This is a genomic window from Streptomyces sp. R41, assembly GCF_041053055.1.
In the GTDB taxonomy this organism is placed as follows: Bacteria; Actinomycetota; Actinomycetes; order Streptomycetales; family Streptomycetaceae; genus Streptomyces.
On sequence record NZ_CP163443.1, the window covers coordinates 6503616 to 6518644 of the forward strand.

General features: G+C 70.0%; 14 protein-coding genes. 10 read left to right on the forward strand and 4 right to left on the reverse strand.

Translation table 11 applies throughout. From position 1 onward, the window contains the following. The first annotated feature begins 48 nt into the window (after positions 1-48). Complete coding sequence (locus AB5J53_RS29860) at positions 49-630, forward strand: 2'-5' RNA ligase family protein (RefSeq protein ID WP_369248712.1); 582 nt, start codon at positions 49-51, stop codon at positions 628-630. A gap of 97 nt (positions 631-727) precedes the next feature. Here AB5J53_RS29860 and AB5J53_RS29865 read toward each other — a convergent pair whose 3' ends face one another. Together AB5J53_RS29865 and AB5J53_RS29870 are read right to left on the reverse strand one after the other, a co-directional pair. Further along, the gene (locus tag AB5J53_RS29865) at positions 728-1483 is read right to left on the reverse strand and encodes a decaprenylphospho-beta-D-erythro-pentofuranosid-2-ulose 2-reductase (RefSeq protein WP_369248713.1); all 756 of its coding nucleotides are present in this window, start codon (positions 1481-1483) and stop codon (positions 728-730) included. Positions 1484-1651: 168 nt separating this feature from the next. Continuing rightward, a complete protein-coding gene (locus AB5J53_RS29870; protein ID WP_369248714.1) occupies positions 1652-3001 on the reverse strand; it encodes an FAD-binding protein in 1350 nt (449 codons plus the stop codon). Positions 3002-3191: 190 nt separating this feature from the next. On the opposite strand from AB5J53_RS29870, the gene AB5J53_RS29875 reads away from it, so the two are divergent. From AB5J53_RS29875 to AB5J53_RS29890, 4 genes are all read left to right on the forward strand, one after another. After that, positions 3192-3698 (forward strand): phosphatase PAP2 family protein, encoded by a 507-nt coding sequence (locus AB5J53_RS29875; RefSeq protein WP_369252547.1) that lies wholly within the window; start codon positions 3192-3194, stop codon positions 3696-3698. Further along, positions 3695-4639 (forward strand): decaprenyl-phosphate phosphoribosyltransferase, encoded by a 945-nt coding sequence (locus AB5J53_RS29880; protein WP_369248715.1) that lies wholly within the window; start codon positions 3695-3697, stop codon positions 4637-4639. The genes AB5J53_RS29875 and AB5J53_RS29880 overlap by 4 nt, the downstream gene beginning before the upstream one ends. Positions 4640-4842: 203 nt before the next feature. After that, a complete protein-coding gene (locus AB5J53_RS29885; RefSeq protein ID WP_369252549.1) occupies positions 4843-5241 on the forward strand; it encodes a GtrA family protein in 399 nt (132 codons plus the stop codon). Beyond that, positions 5229-6197: a YihY/virulence factor BrkB family protein gene (locus AB5J53_RS29890; RefSeq protein WP_369248716.1), complete on the forward strand. Its 969-nt coding sequence runs from the start codon at positions 5229-5231 to the stop codon at positions 6195-6197. The genes AB5J53_RS29885 and AB5J53_RS29890 overlap by 13 nt, the downstream gene beginning before the upstream one ends. On the opposite strand, the gene AB5J53_RS29895 is transcribed toward AB5J53_RS29890, so the two are convergent. After that, entirely contained in the window at positions 6151-7431 is a 1281-nt protein-coding gene (locus AB5J53_RS29895) for a D-alanyl-D-alanine carboxypeptidase family protein (protein WP_369248717.1), read from the reverse strand. The genes AB5J53_RS29890 and AB5J53_RS29895 overlap by 47 nt on opposite strands. 112 nt (positions 7432-7543) lie before the next feature. On the opposite strand from AB5J53_RS29895, the gene AB5J53_RS29900 reads away from it, so the two are divergent. The 5 genes from AB5J53_RS29900 to AB5J53_RS29920 all read left to right on the forward strand — a co-directional run bounded on the left by AB5J53_RS29900 (position 7544) and on the right by AB5J53_RS29920 (position 12908). Continuing rightward, the gene (locus AB5J53_RS29900; protein WP_362021718.1) at positions 7544-7786 is read left to right on the forward strand and encodes an SCO4848 family membrane protein; all 243 of its coding nucleotides are present in this window, start codon (positions 7544-7546) and stop codon (positions 7784-7786) included. A 31-nt stretch (positions 7787-7817) separates the two neighbouring features. Next, positions 7818-9275: a metallophosphoesterase gene (locus AB5J53_RS29905; protein ID WP_369248718.1), complete on the forward strand. Its 1458-nt coding sequence runs from the start codon at positions 7818-7820 to the stop codon at positions 9273-9275. A 61-nt stretch (positions 9276-9336) separates the two neighbouring features. Beyond that, positions 9337-10002 carry a hypothetical protein gene (locus AB5J53_RS29910; RefSeq protein WP_369248719.1) on the forward strand — a complete coding sequence of 222 codons (666 nt, stop codon included), beginning with the start codon at positions 9337-9339 and terminating at the stop codon, positions 10000-10002. Between the two features lie 844 nt (positions 10003-10846). Further along, a complete protein-coding gene (locus AB5J53_RS29915) occupies positions 10847-12403 on the forward strand; it encodes an ABC transporter substrate-binding protein (RefSeq protein WP_369248720.1) in 1557 nt (518 codons plus the stop codon). A 103-nt stretch (positions 12404-12506) separates the two neighbouring features. Next, the gene (locus tag AB5J53_RS29920) at positions 12507-12908 is read left to right on the forward strand and encodes an ATP-binding protein (RefSeq protein WP_369248721.1); all 402 of its coding nucleotides are present in this window, start codon (positions 12507-12509) and stop codon (positions 12906-12908) included. A 25-nt stretch (positions 12909-12933) separates the two neighbouring features. Here AB5J53_RS29920 and AB5J53_RS29925 read toward each other — a convergent pair whose 3' ends face one another. After that, positions 12934-15009, reverse strand: a complete 2076-nt coding sequence (locus AB5J53_RS29925) for a sulfatase-like hydrolase/transferase (protein WP_369248722.1) — start codon at positions 15007-15009, stop codon at positions 12934-12936. Positions 15010-15029: the final 20 nt, after the last annotated feature.

Here is a 15029-nt window from a genome sequence, read left to right on the forward strand (position 1 = left end):
TCAGAACTCCAAGACTCCAAGACTTCGACAACAACGACAGGAGACGACGTGGGGACCGTAACGATCGGCGTGTCGATCGCGGTCCCGGAGCCTCACGGCAGCCTGCTCCAGGAGCGGCGCGCGGGCTTCGGCGACCCCGCGGCTTCCGGCATCCCCACGCACGTCACGCTGCTGCCGCCGACGGAGGTCGACGACTCGGCGCTGCCCGCGATCGAGGCGCATCTCATCGCGGTCGCGGCCGCCGGGCGCCCCTTCCCGATGCGGCTGTCCGGCACGGGCACCTTCCGCCCCCTGTCGCCCGTCGTGTACGTGCGGGTCGTCGAGGGTGCCGAGGCCTGCACCTGGCTGCAGAAGCAGGTCCGGGACGGCTCCGGGCCGGTCGCGCGCGAGCTCCAGTTCCCGTACCACCCGCACGTCACGGTGGCGCACGGCATCGACGACGAGGCGATGGACCGGGCTTATGAGGCACTGTCCGGGTACGAGGCCGAGTGGCCCTGCACCGGATTCGCGCTCTACGAGCAGGGCGCTGACGGCGTCTGGCGCAAGCTGCGCGAGTTCGCCTTCGGCATCGCGGTGGTGCCCCCACAGGCGGGCTCGCCGGAGCGGGACAGCACACTGCCGACCCGTTAGGACGATTCGCCGGCAGGATCCTCCTGCGCGAATGTCAGCCGGCAGGACCATAGGCGGAGCGTCGGATCGGCAATCCACCGAACACCGGTCCGGATCGTCAGATCGGCAGTCGCCGGAACACCGGTCGCGGTACGTGCCGCAGCGCCGCCATCACCAGGCGCAGCGCTCCCGGTACCCACACCGTCTCCGAGCGGCGTCGCAGCCCCGTCTCCACGGCCGTAGCGACCGCCTCCGGAGTGGTGGCCAGGGGCGCCTGCGGCAGGCCCGCCGTCATCCTCGTACGGACGAACCCGGGGCGTACGACCATCACGTGCACGCCCGTGCCGTGCAGCGCGTCGCCCAGGCCCTGCGCGAAGGCGTCCAGGCCCGCCTTGCTGGAGCCGTAGATGAAGTTGGAGCGCCGGGCGCGCTCGCCGGCGACCGAGGAGAGCACCACCAGTGAGCCGTGCCCCTGCGCCTGGAGGGCCCGCGCGCACACCAGACCGGCCGACACCGCGCCCGTGTAGTTGGTCTGCGCCACACGTACCGCCGCCACGGGCTCCTTCTCGTCCCGCGCCTGGTCGCCGAGCACGCCGAACGCCAGCAGCACCATGTCGATGTCGCCCTCCGCGAAGAGCTTGCCGAGCACGGTCTCGTGGGACTCGGGGTCGAGGGCGTCGAAGGCGACGGTACGGGCGTCCGCACCCATCCCGCGCAGTTGATCGGCGGCTTGCTCCAGGGCGGGTGACGGCCGTCCCGCGAGCCACACCGTGCGGGTGCGCCGGACGATCAGACGGCGCGCGGTGGCCAGCGCGATCTCGGACGTGCCGCCGAGGATCAGCAGGGACTGGGGGAGACCGAAGGCGTCCTTCATGACAGCTCCTAGGGGCTGGGGCGACCAGAGACTGAGGCGACTGGGGGCCGAGGGGACTGGAGAGCGAGGGGGGCGGAGGCCAAGGGGAATGGAGGCCAAGGGGAGTGGAGGCCGAGGGGACTACAGGCCGAGGGGGTTACAGGCCGAGGGGGCTACAGCCCGAGGGGACTACAGGCCGAGGCGGCGTGACAGGTCCGAGGTGAAGACGCCTCGGGGGTCCAACTCCTGCCGCAGGGAACGGAAGTCACCGAGCCGTGGATACATGGCGGCCAGCAGCTCGGGCCGCAGCCGTGCGTCCTTGGCGAGGTACACCCGCCCGTCCGCCGCGGCCACCTCCTCGTCCAGTTCGTCGAGGAAGGCGCCGAGCTCCGGCAGGTTCGCGGGGATGTCCAGGGCGAGGGTCCAGCCAGGCATCGGGAAGGACAGCCAGCCCGGATCAGCGTCTCCGAAGCGCTTCAGGACGGCGAGGAAGGACGGGCACCGGCGTACGGAGATGCGCTGCACGATCCGGCGCAGGGCCTCCTCCTGTCCGTATGGGACGACGAACTGGTACTGCACGAAGCCGCCGCGTCCGTAGACGCGGTTCCAGTGCGGCACCCCGTCGAGGGGGTGGAAAAAGGTCGAGATCTTCTGCAGTTCACCGGCACGCGCGCGTGGTGCCTTCCGGTACCAGAGCTCATTGAAGAGGCCCACTGTCGTACGCCCCAGGAGCCCCTCCGGTACGAAGGCGGGCGCGGACGGGAACTGCGCGGGGCGGAACGCCAGGGGGTGTCTACGCGCGCGTGGCGGCAGCGCGTCCAGCGGCGCGTGATCGCCGCGGGTCAGTACCGAGCGCCCCATCGACGCCCCGCGCGCGAGCAGGTCGATCCAGGCGACCGAGTACCGGTAGCGGTGGTCCGTGGCGGTGAGGCGGGCCATCAGGTCGTCGAGGTCCGCCGCGCGTTCCGTGTCGACGGACATCAGCGACGTCGCGACGGGCTGGAGCCGGACGGTCGCCGTGAGGATCACGCCGGTCAGGCCCATGCCGCCCGCCGTGGCGTCGAAGAGGGTCGTGCCCCGGCCGACCGTACGGATCCCGCCGTCCGCGGTCAGCAGCTCGAAGGAGAGGACGTGCCGGGCGAACGAGCCCGACACATGGTGGTTCTTGCCGTGGATGTCCGCGCCGATCGCGCCGCCGACGGTGACATAGCGGGTCCCGGGCGTGACCGGCACGAACCAGCCGAGGGGGAGCAGGACTTCCATGAGCCGGTGCAGGGACACCCCCGCGTCGCACAGGACGGTGCCGCCGTCCGCGTCGATCGCGTGGATCCGGTCCAGGCCCGTCATGTCGAGTACGGCTCCGCCCGCGTTCTGCGCTGCGTCCCCGTAGGCCCGTCCGAGGCCCCGGGCGATGCCTCCGCGCGTTCCGCACTCCCGGACGGCGGCCGCGGCCTCCTCGTAGGTGCGCGGGCGGACCAGACGGGCGGTGGTCGGGGCGGTGCGGCCCCAACCCGTGACGGAGACGGTGTCGGCAGGCATGACCGTGACCGTAGCGCCGGTAAGGGTGCATAACGCCGTAATCTCCCCGGCCCTCACGGCTCCTCACCGAAATGGGTGATTAATGGGATGTCGTCCTAGATTGCCGTAATTCTGCGGCCACTCCCTAGAAGAGTGAGATGACATGGACGACCTTGACGACCATGACTACATGGACCGCCGACTCGACGGCATGGACCGCGGGCTCGACGGCATGGATCGCCGGCTGCTGTCGGCAGTCCATGAGTGCGGTACGGATCCGCGCGTCGCGGCTGTCGCACGTGCCCTGTCCTGGAGCGGGGAGCACGGCGCGCTGTGGCTCGCGGCGGGGCTGGCCGGGGCGGCCGTGGACCGGGAGCGGCGCGGCGCGTGGTTGCGCGCGACGGCGCTCACCACCACGGCACACCTCGCCAGCATGGGTGTGAAGCGCATCGTGCGCCGCCCGCGCCCCGCGCACGTGGTGCCGCTGGTGCGCACGGCCGGACGGCACTCCTTCCCGAGCTCGCACGCCACGTCCGCGGCCGCCGCGGCGGTCGCCTACGGCGCGCTCGGCGCGCACGTGGTCCCGCCGCTCGCCGCCGCGATGTGCGTCTCGCGGATGGTCGTCGGTGTCCACTACCCCTCGGACGTCGCCGCGGGCGCCGCCCTGGGGGCCCTGACGGCCCGTCTGGGCGCGCGCTGGGTCGGGGTCGGCCGATGACCGAGCGCACGGCACTCCTGGAGCGCACACCGGCCGCTGCGGTATCCGCGACGGGCCTCACCGGCGTCATCCGTGGCCTGCTCAAGACCGCCCGCCCCCGCCAGTGGGTGAAGAACCTGCTGGTGGTGGCCGCGCCGGCCGCCGCGGGCCAGCTCTTCTCCCGGCACGCGCTCACCCAACTCACCCTCGTCTTCGCGCTGTTCACGGCCTGCGCCTCCGCCGTGTACCTGATCAACGATGCCCGGGACGCGGTCGCCGACCGCGCCCACCCGGTCAAGCGCCACCGCCCGGTCGCCGCGGGCCAGGTCCCCGTCGCGGTCGCGTACGCCGTCGGGGGCGCCCTCGCGCTGCTCGCGCCGAGCGCCGCGGTCTGGCTCTGCTCGCCGGCCGTCGCCGCACTGCTGACGGCGTACATCGGCATGCAACTCGCTTACTGCGTCAGCCTGAAGCACGTCCTGGTCGTCGACCTCGTCGTCGTCACGACCGGGTTCCTGATGCGCGCGATGATCGGCGGTCTCGCCCTCGGCATCCCGCTCTCGCGCTGGTTCCTGATCACCACCGGCTTCGGGGCGCTGTTCATGGTGTCGGCGAAGCGCTACTCCGAGGCCGTGCAGATGGCCGGGAAAGCGGGCGCCACGCGCGCGTTGCTCACCGAATACACCACCGGCTATCTGCGCTTCGTCTGGCAGCTGGCCGCCGGAGTCTCCGTCCTCGGCTACTGCCTGTGGGCCCTGGAGGAGGGCGGCGTGCCCAGTGCCGGGTTGCTGCCCTGGCGGCAGTTGTCGATGGTCGCCTTCATCCTGGCCATCCTGCGGTACGCCGTCTTCGCCGACCGGGGCACCGCGGGCGAGCCCGAGGACGTGGTCCTGCGCGACCGCGCGCTCGCGCTCATCGGGCTGGTGTGGCTGGCGATGTACGGCCTCGCCGTGGCGAACTGGTGAGCGTCGCCCGTGGGCCGGTCGCCGAGGGGCCGGTCGCGGGGGAGCCGGTGTCGGGGAAAGCGGTCGCCCAAGGGCCGGTCTCCCGGAAACCGGTTGCCCAGGAGTCGGTCGCACCGGAACCGGTTGCCCGGGAAGCGGCTGCTCACGAGCCCGTCGCCCGGAGGCGACTCGCGCGGGAACTCCTCGGCTTCGCCACCGCCGGAATCCTCGCCTACGCCGCCGACCTCGGCCTCTTCGTCTGGCTGCGTGGCCCCGTGGGCCTCGACCCGCTGACCGCCAAGGCGCTGAGCTTCGTCGCGGGTTGCTCGGTGGCGTACGCGGGCAACGCGCTCGGCACCTACCGGCACACGACCACGCGGGGCCTGCGCCAGTACGTGATCTTCTTCGCGGTGAACGTCGCGGGTGCTCTCGTCCAGCTGCTGTGCATCGCCGTAAGCCACTACGGCCTCGGGTTCACCTCGCAGCGCGCGGACACCGTCTCGGGCGCCGGAATCGGCATGGCGCTCGCCACTGTCCTGCGTTTTTGGGGTACTCGGACCTTGGTTTTCCGGGGTGTTCGAGGTGTGCGAGGCGAGGGCAGAGTCGGACCATGGACTGGCTGAAAAAGCTTCCAGGCGTGGGACCCTTGGTCACCCGTCTGATGGCCACGCACGCGTGGCGGTCGTACGAGCGTCTGGACCGGGTGCACTGGACGCGGCTCGCCGCGGCGATGACCTTCATCAGTTTCGTGGCACTCTTCCCGCTGCTGACCGTCGCGGCCGCGATCGCCGCCGCCACGCTCAGCACCAGCCAGCAGAAGGACCTCCAGGACAAACTCGCCGAGCAGGTGCCCGGTATCTCCGACCAGCTGAACATCGAGGGCCTGGTCCAGAACGCCGGCACGATCGGCCTCATCGCGGGCGCCGTCCTGCTGTTCACCGGCATCGGCTGGGTCGGCTCGATGCGGGAGTGCCTGCGCGCGGTCTGGGAGCTGCCCGACAGCGAGGAGAACCCCTTCCTGCGCAAGCTCAAGGACGGCGGCGTACTCGTCGGACTCGGCGGCGCCGTGCTCGTCACCGTCGCCGCCTCCACCCTCGCGTCCACGGCGGTGGGGTGGACGGCCCGGCAGCTCGGCATCGACGAGCACGGCTGGGGGAGCGTGCTGCTGCAGGCCGCCGCGTTCACCGTCGCCGTACTCGCCGACTTCCTGCTTCTGCTGTACGTCCTCACGCTGCTGCCCGGCGTCCAGCCGTCGCGGCGTCGGCTGATCGTCGCCGCGCTGATCGGCGCCGCCGGGTTCGAGCTGCTCAAGCTGCTGCTCAGCGGCTATATGAGGGGTGTCGCGTCGAAGAGCATGTACGGCGCCTTCGGGGTGCCGATCGCGCTGCTGCTGTGGATCAACTTCACCGCGAAACTGCTGCTGTTCTGCGCCGCCTGGACGGCGACGCAGAGCGATGAGTCCCCGCCGGACCAGGAGGACCAGGAGGACCCGGCAGCCCCGGCGGACCAGGAGGCCCCGGCGGCCCCGGCGGTCAACGACGGCGGCGCATCAGATCCGGCAGCGGCCAGCGGCGGTTGACCAGGAAGACACCCGCCGCGAGCAGGACGAGGAAGCCGGCCGTGATCGCCAGCGCGATGCCGATGCCGCTCGAACCGCCCTTCGCGGCGGAGGCGGCCGCCACCGGTTTCGTGGACGCGTTGTCCGTGCCGGCCGCACCGGGGCTGGAGGCGTTCGCGCCCGGCTGCGCGCTGGTGTCGACGCCCTTCGGCGGCACCAGCTCACCCACCGGCTCGACCTTGCCCGTGGCCTGGAAGCCCCAGTCGAAGAGCCGTGCGGTCTCCTTGTAGACCTCGTTGTGCTCGTTCTTCTCCGGGTTCATGACCGTGACGAGCAGGACCTTGCCGTCGCGCTCGGCGACACCGGTGAAGGTGGCGCCCGCGTTGGTGGTGTTGCCGTTCTTCACGCCCGCGATGCCCTGGTACGTGGAGATGTCGCTGTCGCCCGTCAGGAGGCGGTTGGTGTTCTGGATCTCGAAGGATTCGCGGTCGGTTTTGCCCTTTTTGTTCTTTGTGGTCTCGCCCGGGAACTTGGCCCGCACCGTGGAGCAGTACTCCCGGAAGTCCTTCTTCTGCAGTCCGGAGCGGGCGAACAGCGTCAGGTCGTACGCCGACGACACCTGGCCCTTCGCGTCGTAGCCGTCCGGGCTGACCACGTGCGTGTCGAGGGCCTGGAGCTCCTCGGCGTGCGCCTGCATGTCCTTGACCGTCTGGTCGATGCCGTCGTTCATCTGGGACAGCACGTGCACGGCGTCGTTGCCGGAGCGCAGGAAGACGCCGAGCCACAGGTCGTGGACCGTGTAGGTCTCGTTCTCCTTTATCCCCACCATGCTGGAGCCCGCGCCGATGCCCGCCAGGTCGGAGGAGACCACCTTGTGCTTCGTGGTCTTCGGGAACTTCGGCAGCACCGTGTCGGCGAACAGCATCTTCAGGGTGCTCGCCGGGGGCAGTCGCCAGTGCGCGTTGTGGGCGGCCAGGATGTCGCCGGACTCCGCGTCCGCGACGATCCAGGAGCGCGCGGTGAGGTCCTTGGGCAGCACGGGGGCGCCGGTGCCGAGATTCACCTGCGTGCCGGCCTCGCCGAGCCGCTCGCCGCCGACGGTCGACATGTTCGCCGGGGGAGTGGCCGACGGGCTCGTCGTCGGGGTCGCTGTCGGGCTCGCGTCCGCGAACGCGGGCGTGGTGAGCGAAAGGGACAACAGGGTGGCGGAAGTGACCAGCAAGGATCGCTTGGCGGTCTTATTCGTGGCGGGCACGGTCGAGAAAGTACAGGGCGTGGGTCGGGAAGTCCCATCAGCCCGTCGGGAAGTTCCCTCACCTTCCCCACCCCGGCGCCGGGTCCCGGCCGACGACGGTGATACTGGACCCATGAAGCTCAGCCGCCCCGTCTCCTGGTTCCTGCTCGCCTTCGGGGTGTGGAGCTGGGTCATCTGGATCACTTTCGTCAAGAACCTGTGGAAGGACGGCAGCGGGCTCGCGTTCGACGACGCGGGGGATCCGACGGCGTACTTCTGGGTGCACCTGACGCTCGCCGTCGTCTCCTTTGTCTTGGGGACGGTCGTCGGCGTGATCGGGTTGCGCGGGGTGCGCGCTTTGCGCCAGACGTCATAACGCGGATACGGCAACCGGGGGATACGGCGTCATGGTCATCGTCTTCGTGCTGGTGGGCGTGGTCGCGCTGGCCGTGCTCGGCGCTCTGCACTGGTACGCGTGGCGGCGCCTGGTGCGCGACACCACGTCCGGGCCTGGGGTGGCCCGTCGGGTGGGCGCGGCCGTTTTCGTCGCCGGGCCGCTGCTGATGTTCGGGGCCGTCGCGAGTGAGCGGGCCGGGGCGCCGTTCTGGCTTCAGCGGGTGCTGGCCTGGCCCGGGTTCCTGTGGATGGCACTGGCGATCTATCTGGTGCTCGCGCTGGTGGTGGGGGAGCTTGTACGGCCGGTGCTGCGGCGCGTTGTCGAGCGGCGGGCGGTCGTCTCGTCTGGGCGTGCCGACTCGTCGTCGGCTGCCGCCTCGTCTGCGTCCGCGTCTGCCGGCTCGTCCGCGCCAGCCGGCTCGTCGGCGTCTGGGCGTGCCGACTCATCTGCGGCGGCCGTCTCGGCTGCGCCTGCTGTCGAGGGTGAGTCGGGGCCGCGCCGGAGCATCCGTCCTCGGTCTGGCGCGGAATCGGTCGGGTTCGAAGACACTGGCGTTGACGCGCCGTCCGCCGCGGGCGGACGTTCCGGCGCGTCCCCTTCGGTCGGATCGGCGGGTGCGGGCCGTCTCCCATCGGCCGAGGGGCCCTCGCGGCGGCTCTTCGTCTCTCGGGTGGTGGGTGGGGCTGCCGCGGCTGCCGCTGTGGGGACCGTGGGGTACGGGACGTACGGCGTTCTGCGGGGGCCCAGGGTGAAGCGGGTCACCGTGCCGTTGGCCAAGTTGCCGCGGTCGGCTCATGGGTTTCGGATCGCTGTCGTCAGTGACATTCATCTGGGGCCGGTGCTGGGGCGCGGCTTTGCCCAGAAGGTCGTCGACACCATCAACTCCACGCAGCCCGATCTCATCGCTGTGGTCGGCGATCTCGTCGACGGCAGTGTGAAGGATCTCGGGCCGGCGGCTGCGCCGCTTGCTCAGCTCAGGGCGCGTTTCGGGTCGTACTTCGTCACGGGTAATCACGAGTACTTCTCCGGGGCCGAGCAGTGGGTACGGGAAGTGCGGGAGCTGGGGATCCATCCTCTGGAGAACGCGCGTACCGAGTTGGCCGGATTCGATCTCGCGGGCGTGAACGACGTACAGGGGGAGAGCGAGGGGCAGGGGCCCGACTTCGGCAAGGCGCTCGGGGACCGGGACACGTCGCGGGCGTGTGTGCTGCTCGCGCATCAGCCGGTGCAGATTCATGAGGCCGTGCGGCACGGGGTCGATCTTCAGCTGTCCGGGCACACGCATGGCGGGCAGTTGTGGCCGGGGAATTTCATCGCCGGCGCCGCCAATCCGACGCTGGCCGGACTGGAGCGGTACGGCGATACGCAGTTGTACGTGTCCCGGGGCGCCGGGGCCTGGGGGCCGCCGACGCGGGTGGGCGCTCCCTCGGACATCACGGTCGTGGAACTGGCATCCCGGGAAGCCTGAGCGAGGACGATCCTCTGCGGAGCCTCTGGTCGGAATGGGGTGCGCGCGGTGTCATGAGCCCATGGGGAGCCCTGCCACGAGGACCAAGGTGCTGCGGTACGCGGCTGTGCTCGTCGGCGCAGTGGCCGTGTGCGTGTTTCTGCTCAGGCCGGGGGCTTGGCTGCTCGCGGGTGACTCGGTGCGAGGGCTGCCCGCGGACAAGCGGGCCAGGGAGCTCGACGAGACCCGCAGGACGCTGGTGGCCGCCGTAGTGGCCGGTTCCACCCTGACGGGTCTGGGCTACACGGTCCGGCACTACCTTCTCGCTCGTCGCGGGCAGGTGACCGACCGCTACGGGAAGGCTGTCGCCCAGTTGGCCTCGGCGCAACTGGTGGAAGTGCTGGGCGGTGTCTACGCGTTGGAACACGTGATGCGTGAGTCGGAGGACGACCACGAGACCGTCGTCGAGGTCCTGGCCGCGTTCGTGCGGACCAAGTCGCCCGTCCGTCCGGGGGCGACAGGGTCCTGGTCGGTGGGAGAAGACGTCGCCGCCATGAAGGTGCTGGCCCGCAGGCCCTCGCGCCCCGAGCGCAACCGCATCGACCTGCGGCGTACCGACCTGACCGGGCTGGCACTGGCCACCGGAGCCGATCGGCGCGCGCCCGTGCTGGCACGCGCCGATCTGTGCGAGGCACGGCTGGTCGGCGTGCGGATGCCGGTCGCCACTCCGGTACACCGCTGCAGGTAGAACACGGAACTCCGCCGCGACGTACGAACGGTGAGGGTGTTGACGCCGGGAGTCGCGCACCGGTCCACCAGGCTGAAGGGGCTCGACAGGGAGTCGCGATAGGGCCCGGTGATCCTGCCACCGCCGGTCTGTACGTACTGATGAGCGGCCTCGAATCCGAGTGCTTCGCTGGTGTCGAACCAGTCGAAGTACGACCCCATGGTGAACCGGAGGGCCGTGGAGCGGTCGTGCGTGTCGGTGGACGCCGGATCGACGCCGAGGAGCCGGAACGAGGGAGCGTCGAAGAAGATTGGGGGGTTTGGCGTACCTGATGACGGCAGCGGAATAGGTGGGGAGGGCCATGTCGTCAAGGGGTGGCCAGTTCTCCGTCAGCCGCCTCCCGGCCGCGACGAAGCTGTCGGTCCGTGGCGCGGAGCAGTGCAGATGGGCATCGTGCGGCGACAGCGGACGGAGCGGTATCCAGCCGGGGCGAGTGAGCAGCGGGATACGGGGATCGGCCATGTGCGCGAGGCGCTGCTCCGCGATGGCCTGCGTGATGAGACACGGGGCCAACCGGCCCACCTATCCGTGAAGTTGACGAAAACGGTCGACGAGGCGAGCGTCGTGCGGGGTGAGTCGTCGAGTCACTGGAGCTCCTGGCGGGAGAGGCCCCGGAACCACTTCTGCAGGCAGTGTGACAGGCGGCGACGCACTGCACATGGTGGACGTGAAACAGGCCTGAAACCCGCCTTCTGAAGGCCTCGTTTCATTCTTCAAGTACCTCTTCCCCCAGCTGAAACTCCTGTGGTTAGGTGATCCGCGTCACTAGGGGAGTGACGTGCGGTGGGCCTGGGGAGGGGCACCGATGCGATCGGTTCGCATACGGATTCTCGCGACGCTGCTTGTGCTGGCGGGCGTGGGTGTGGGCGGCTGGCAGTTGCTGCCGGGGGAAGAGAACAGGAACCGGACCATTACGGTCGGGACGACGGATGCTGTGACGTCCCTCGATCCGGCGGGCGCCTACGACGCCGGTTCCTGGGCGCTGTTCAGCAATGTGTTCCAGTCGCTGCTGACGTTCGAGCCGGGCGCCGCCGCCCCTGTGCCCGACGCGGCGAAGAGCTGCGATTTCGTGGGTACTGGGCTGCGTACGTACCGCTGTACGTTGCGCGACGACCTGACCTTTCCCGGCGGGCGCAAGATGACCGCCGAGGACGTGAAGTTCTCCTTCGAGCGGGTGAAGCGCATCAACTCCCTGGTGGGGCCCGCGTCCCTCTTCTCCACCCTCGGCTCGGTCGACGCGGAGGGCCTCACGGTCACCTTCCATCTGTCCTCGCCCGACGCCACCTTCCCGTTCAAGGTGGCCACCGGCGCCGGTTCGATCGTCGACCGCACCCGCTACCCGAAGCGCGCCCTGCGCACCGACACCGGCGCGGACGGGACCGGGCTGTATCTACTGAAGACGTATACGAAGAACAAGCGGGCCGTGCTCGCGACCAACCCGAAGTACAGGGGCGCCGTCAAGGAGACCGGCCGGCCCATCGTGCTGCGCTACTACGCCGACTCGCAGGCGCTGGAAGCCGGGTGGAAGGCGAAGAAGTTCGACGTGGCCGCCCGTCAGCTGCCCCCCGCGCTACTGGCCGACCTCTCACCGAGCGACCCGAACCAGCGCGTCACGGCGGTCGACAGCGCCGAGACCCGCAACCTCGTCCTCAACGTCCGCGCGAACTCGCCGCTGCACGACCGGCGGGTGCGGCAGGCCATCGCCGCGCTCATCAATCGCGAAGAGCTGGTCAGCCAGACGTACAAGGGCACCACCGATCCGTTGTACGGGCTGATTCCGGCGGGTATCACGGGGCACTCGACGTCGTTCTTCGACAACTATCCCAAGCCCGACCCGAAGGAGGCGCGGGCGCTGCTGACCGAGGCCGGGGTCCAGCTGCCGGTCCGCTTCACCTACGGATACGGCCAGGGGCGGGGCGCCGCGGGGCAGGAGGCCGCCGAGGTCAAGCGGCAGCTGGAGGCGAGCGGGCTGTTCAAGGTGACGACCAAGGGTTATGAGTGGACCGACTTCCAGAAGCGGTACGCCGAGGGCCGGCTGGACGCGTGGGCCGTCGGCTGGGTCGCCGACTACCCCGACCCGGACACCTTCGGCGCTCCGCTCGTCGGCACGGACAACAGCATGAAGAACGGCTACAGCAGCAAGGAGGTCGACCGGCTGATTCTGGCCACGCAGCAGTACAAGGACCGCAGCCGCGTGACCGACTCCTTCCGGCAGCTGCAGGAAGTCGTGGCTCAGGATGTTCCGCTGATTCCGCTGTGGCAGCGCAAGGAGTATGTACTCAGCAGTGAGGACGTCGGGGGCGGTCAGTATCTGTCGGACGGGACCGGTGTCTTCCGCCTCTGGCGGCTGAGCTGGATATGACAACTGACGTGATCTCGCGGGGTGGAGGCCCACCCCAGTGACATCGCGCTCTCACCCAACGCAGCACCATGTGTCGGAGGTGTGTGCGGGGTGAGGAGTGGACGTGGTGAGACGCAACTCCTTCCGGCTGCCCCGGCATCCGGCGTCCGTCGGTCTCGCCCGGCGCCGGGTGCGGGACCATCTGGCCGACTGGGGGCACAGCGCCGACGATCCGGCCCTCGAGGACGCCGTGCTTCTCGTCTCCGAGCTGGCGACCAACGTGGTGCGCCACGGTCCGCTCCTTGAACGGGAGTTCGAGGTCGCGGTGACCGCCCTCGCCGACGGCTCCTGCTTCATCGAGGTCTCCGACGAGGGCCTCGCCGAGCCCCGTCTGCGGCCGGTCGCCGACTGGGAGGAGACCGGCCGCGGGCTCCATCTCGTGGAGAACATCGCCGTGGCGTGGGGGGTGTGGAGCCGGGGGCGTTACGGGAAGACGGTGTGGGCGCTGGTGGCCGCGTCCACGTGACTCACCGGGGCCGCGTCCACGTGACTCACGGCTTGGGCGTGGAGCCGTAGACCGTCAGGAAGCGGTCGCGGAACGCGCTCATCTTCCAGACCGGCGCGTCGTGCTGGGGCTGCAGGCCGTCCGTCCAGCCCCAGTCGGCGATCTTGTCGAGCACCTTCGGGTCCTTGGCGACGATCGAGACCGGCACGTCACGGCTGGCGTTGTTGCCGCTGACCCTGGCGATGGGCTGGTGGTCGCCGAGGAAGACGAGCACGGTGTCCTTGTTGCCGTACTTCACCAGGTAGTCGATGAGGCTGGTCACCGAGTACTGGATGGACTTGCCGTACTCCTGCTTGGACTTGGTGGAGTCGGTGATGATGTCCGCGGGCTTCTTGCCGGCCTTCTGGATGGCGTCGTAGATCGAGCCGTCGCCGACCTGGTCCTGGGGGACCGTCTTGGGGATCGGCGCCCAGGGCTGGTGGCTGGAGGTCAGGATGATCGTCGACATCAGCGGCTTGTCGTGCTTCTTGCCGTGCACCAGGCGCTCGAACGCGGTCAGCGCGTACTGGTCGGGCATGGTCGACCAGCTGAACTTCGGTCCCTTGTAGCCGAGGTCGTGGGAGTCGTAGAGCTTGTCGATGTCGTAGAACTTCTGCTCCGGCCAGGCCTTCTGGACACCCGGCATGACGCCGACCGTGTCCCAGGCGCCGGTCTTCTTGAAGGCGCCGGGGAGGGTCAGGTGGTCGCCCGCGGTGACGGTGCGGTAGCGCTGCTGGTTGTTGATCCACAGGCCCGACATGAAGGTGGAGTGACCCAGCCAGCTGCTTCCGCCGTACGTCGCCGAGGTGAGCCAGCCGCTCTTCGCCGCGAAACCGGCCTTGGTCAGCTTCTCGTTCTCGGCGGTGAGCGTCGCGTCGACGCCCGGCGCCATGACCGGGTCCTCGATCGCGCTGCGGCCGTAGCTCTCGATGAACGTGATCATCATGTCCTTGCCACGCAGCCCCGTGAGCAGCTGGTCCGGCGGGGTGTTGGCGAAGGCGTCCTTCTTGGCGATCTTCGCGAACGCAGCCTCGTCCCGAATCGTGTTCCGCACCCGCTCGGCACGGTCCTGGACGACCAGCGTGGTGTGCTCGGAGGCGATCGGCACGCCGGTGAACTGCACGCCGAGCGCCGCGCACGTCACCCAGACGATGGCCATCACCAGCGTCGTACGCGTCGCCGTCTCGGTGTGCCGGGCCAGCAGGTTGCCCAACCGCACGACCGACAGCGTCATGAGGGCGAGCACGGCGAGCACGATCAGTACGACCACGACGACGATGCCGAGGGCGCCCTTCTTGCCCATCGTGTCCTGAAGGTACGCCTGCGCGTCACCGAACAGCGTCCAGTCGAGGACGACGTTGAATCCTCGCCCGAGGTATTCGTTGAAGCCGATGTCGAGGAAGTTCAGGACGGTCAGCGCGCCGAGGCCGAGCCCGGCGAGCGCCGCCACGGCGATCCGCGGCTTGCGCGGCAGGACGATCAGTACCGCCGCGCCGAAGATCGCCTCCACGGGGATACGGGCGAACTCGGCGGGCCGGAAGCCGTCGATCTTGCTCGGCATGAGCAGCGCGAACAGTACGAGCGCGGCGGACAGACCGGTGGTGGTCCACGCGAGGGTGCGGGCCGCGACCGGGTACTTGTCGCGCCAGCCGCGCCAGCGCCGCCAGCCGCGGGTGGGGGAGGCGGCGGGGGCAGGGGCGGGTTCGGCCGGGGCTTCACTGTCGTCCGAGGCGGGGGGCGGGGCCTCCGCGTCGCCGGGGGTGGCTTCGGGCGGGGTTTCGGGCTCACCGGAGGTGGCTTGGGGCGGGGCTTCGGTGTCACCGGGGGGAGCTGCGACTGGGGTTTCGGGCTCACCGGAGGTGGCTTGGGGCGGGGCTTCGGTGTCACCGGGGGGAGCTGCGACCGGGGCTTCGGGCTCACCGGAAGTGGCCTCGGGCGCGGCTTCGCGGTCACGCGAGGTGGCTTCGGCGCCGGTCTTGCCGTCACCCGGAGCGGGCTCCGCGGGCGGCTCCGGCGCAGGTCCCGCCTCCAGCGGCTCCTCGTCGGTGTTCGTCAGCTGTCGAGAGCTCGTGTTGAACGACAACCCGGCGGTCCTTCCGTGCG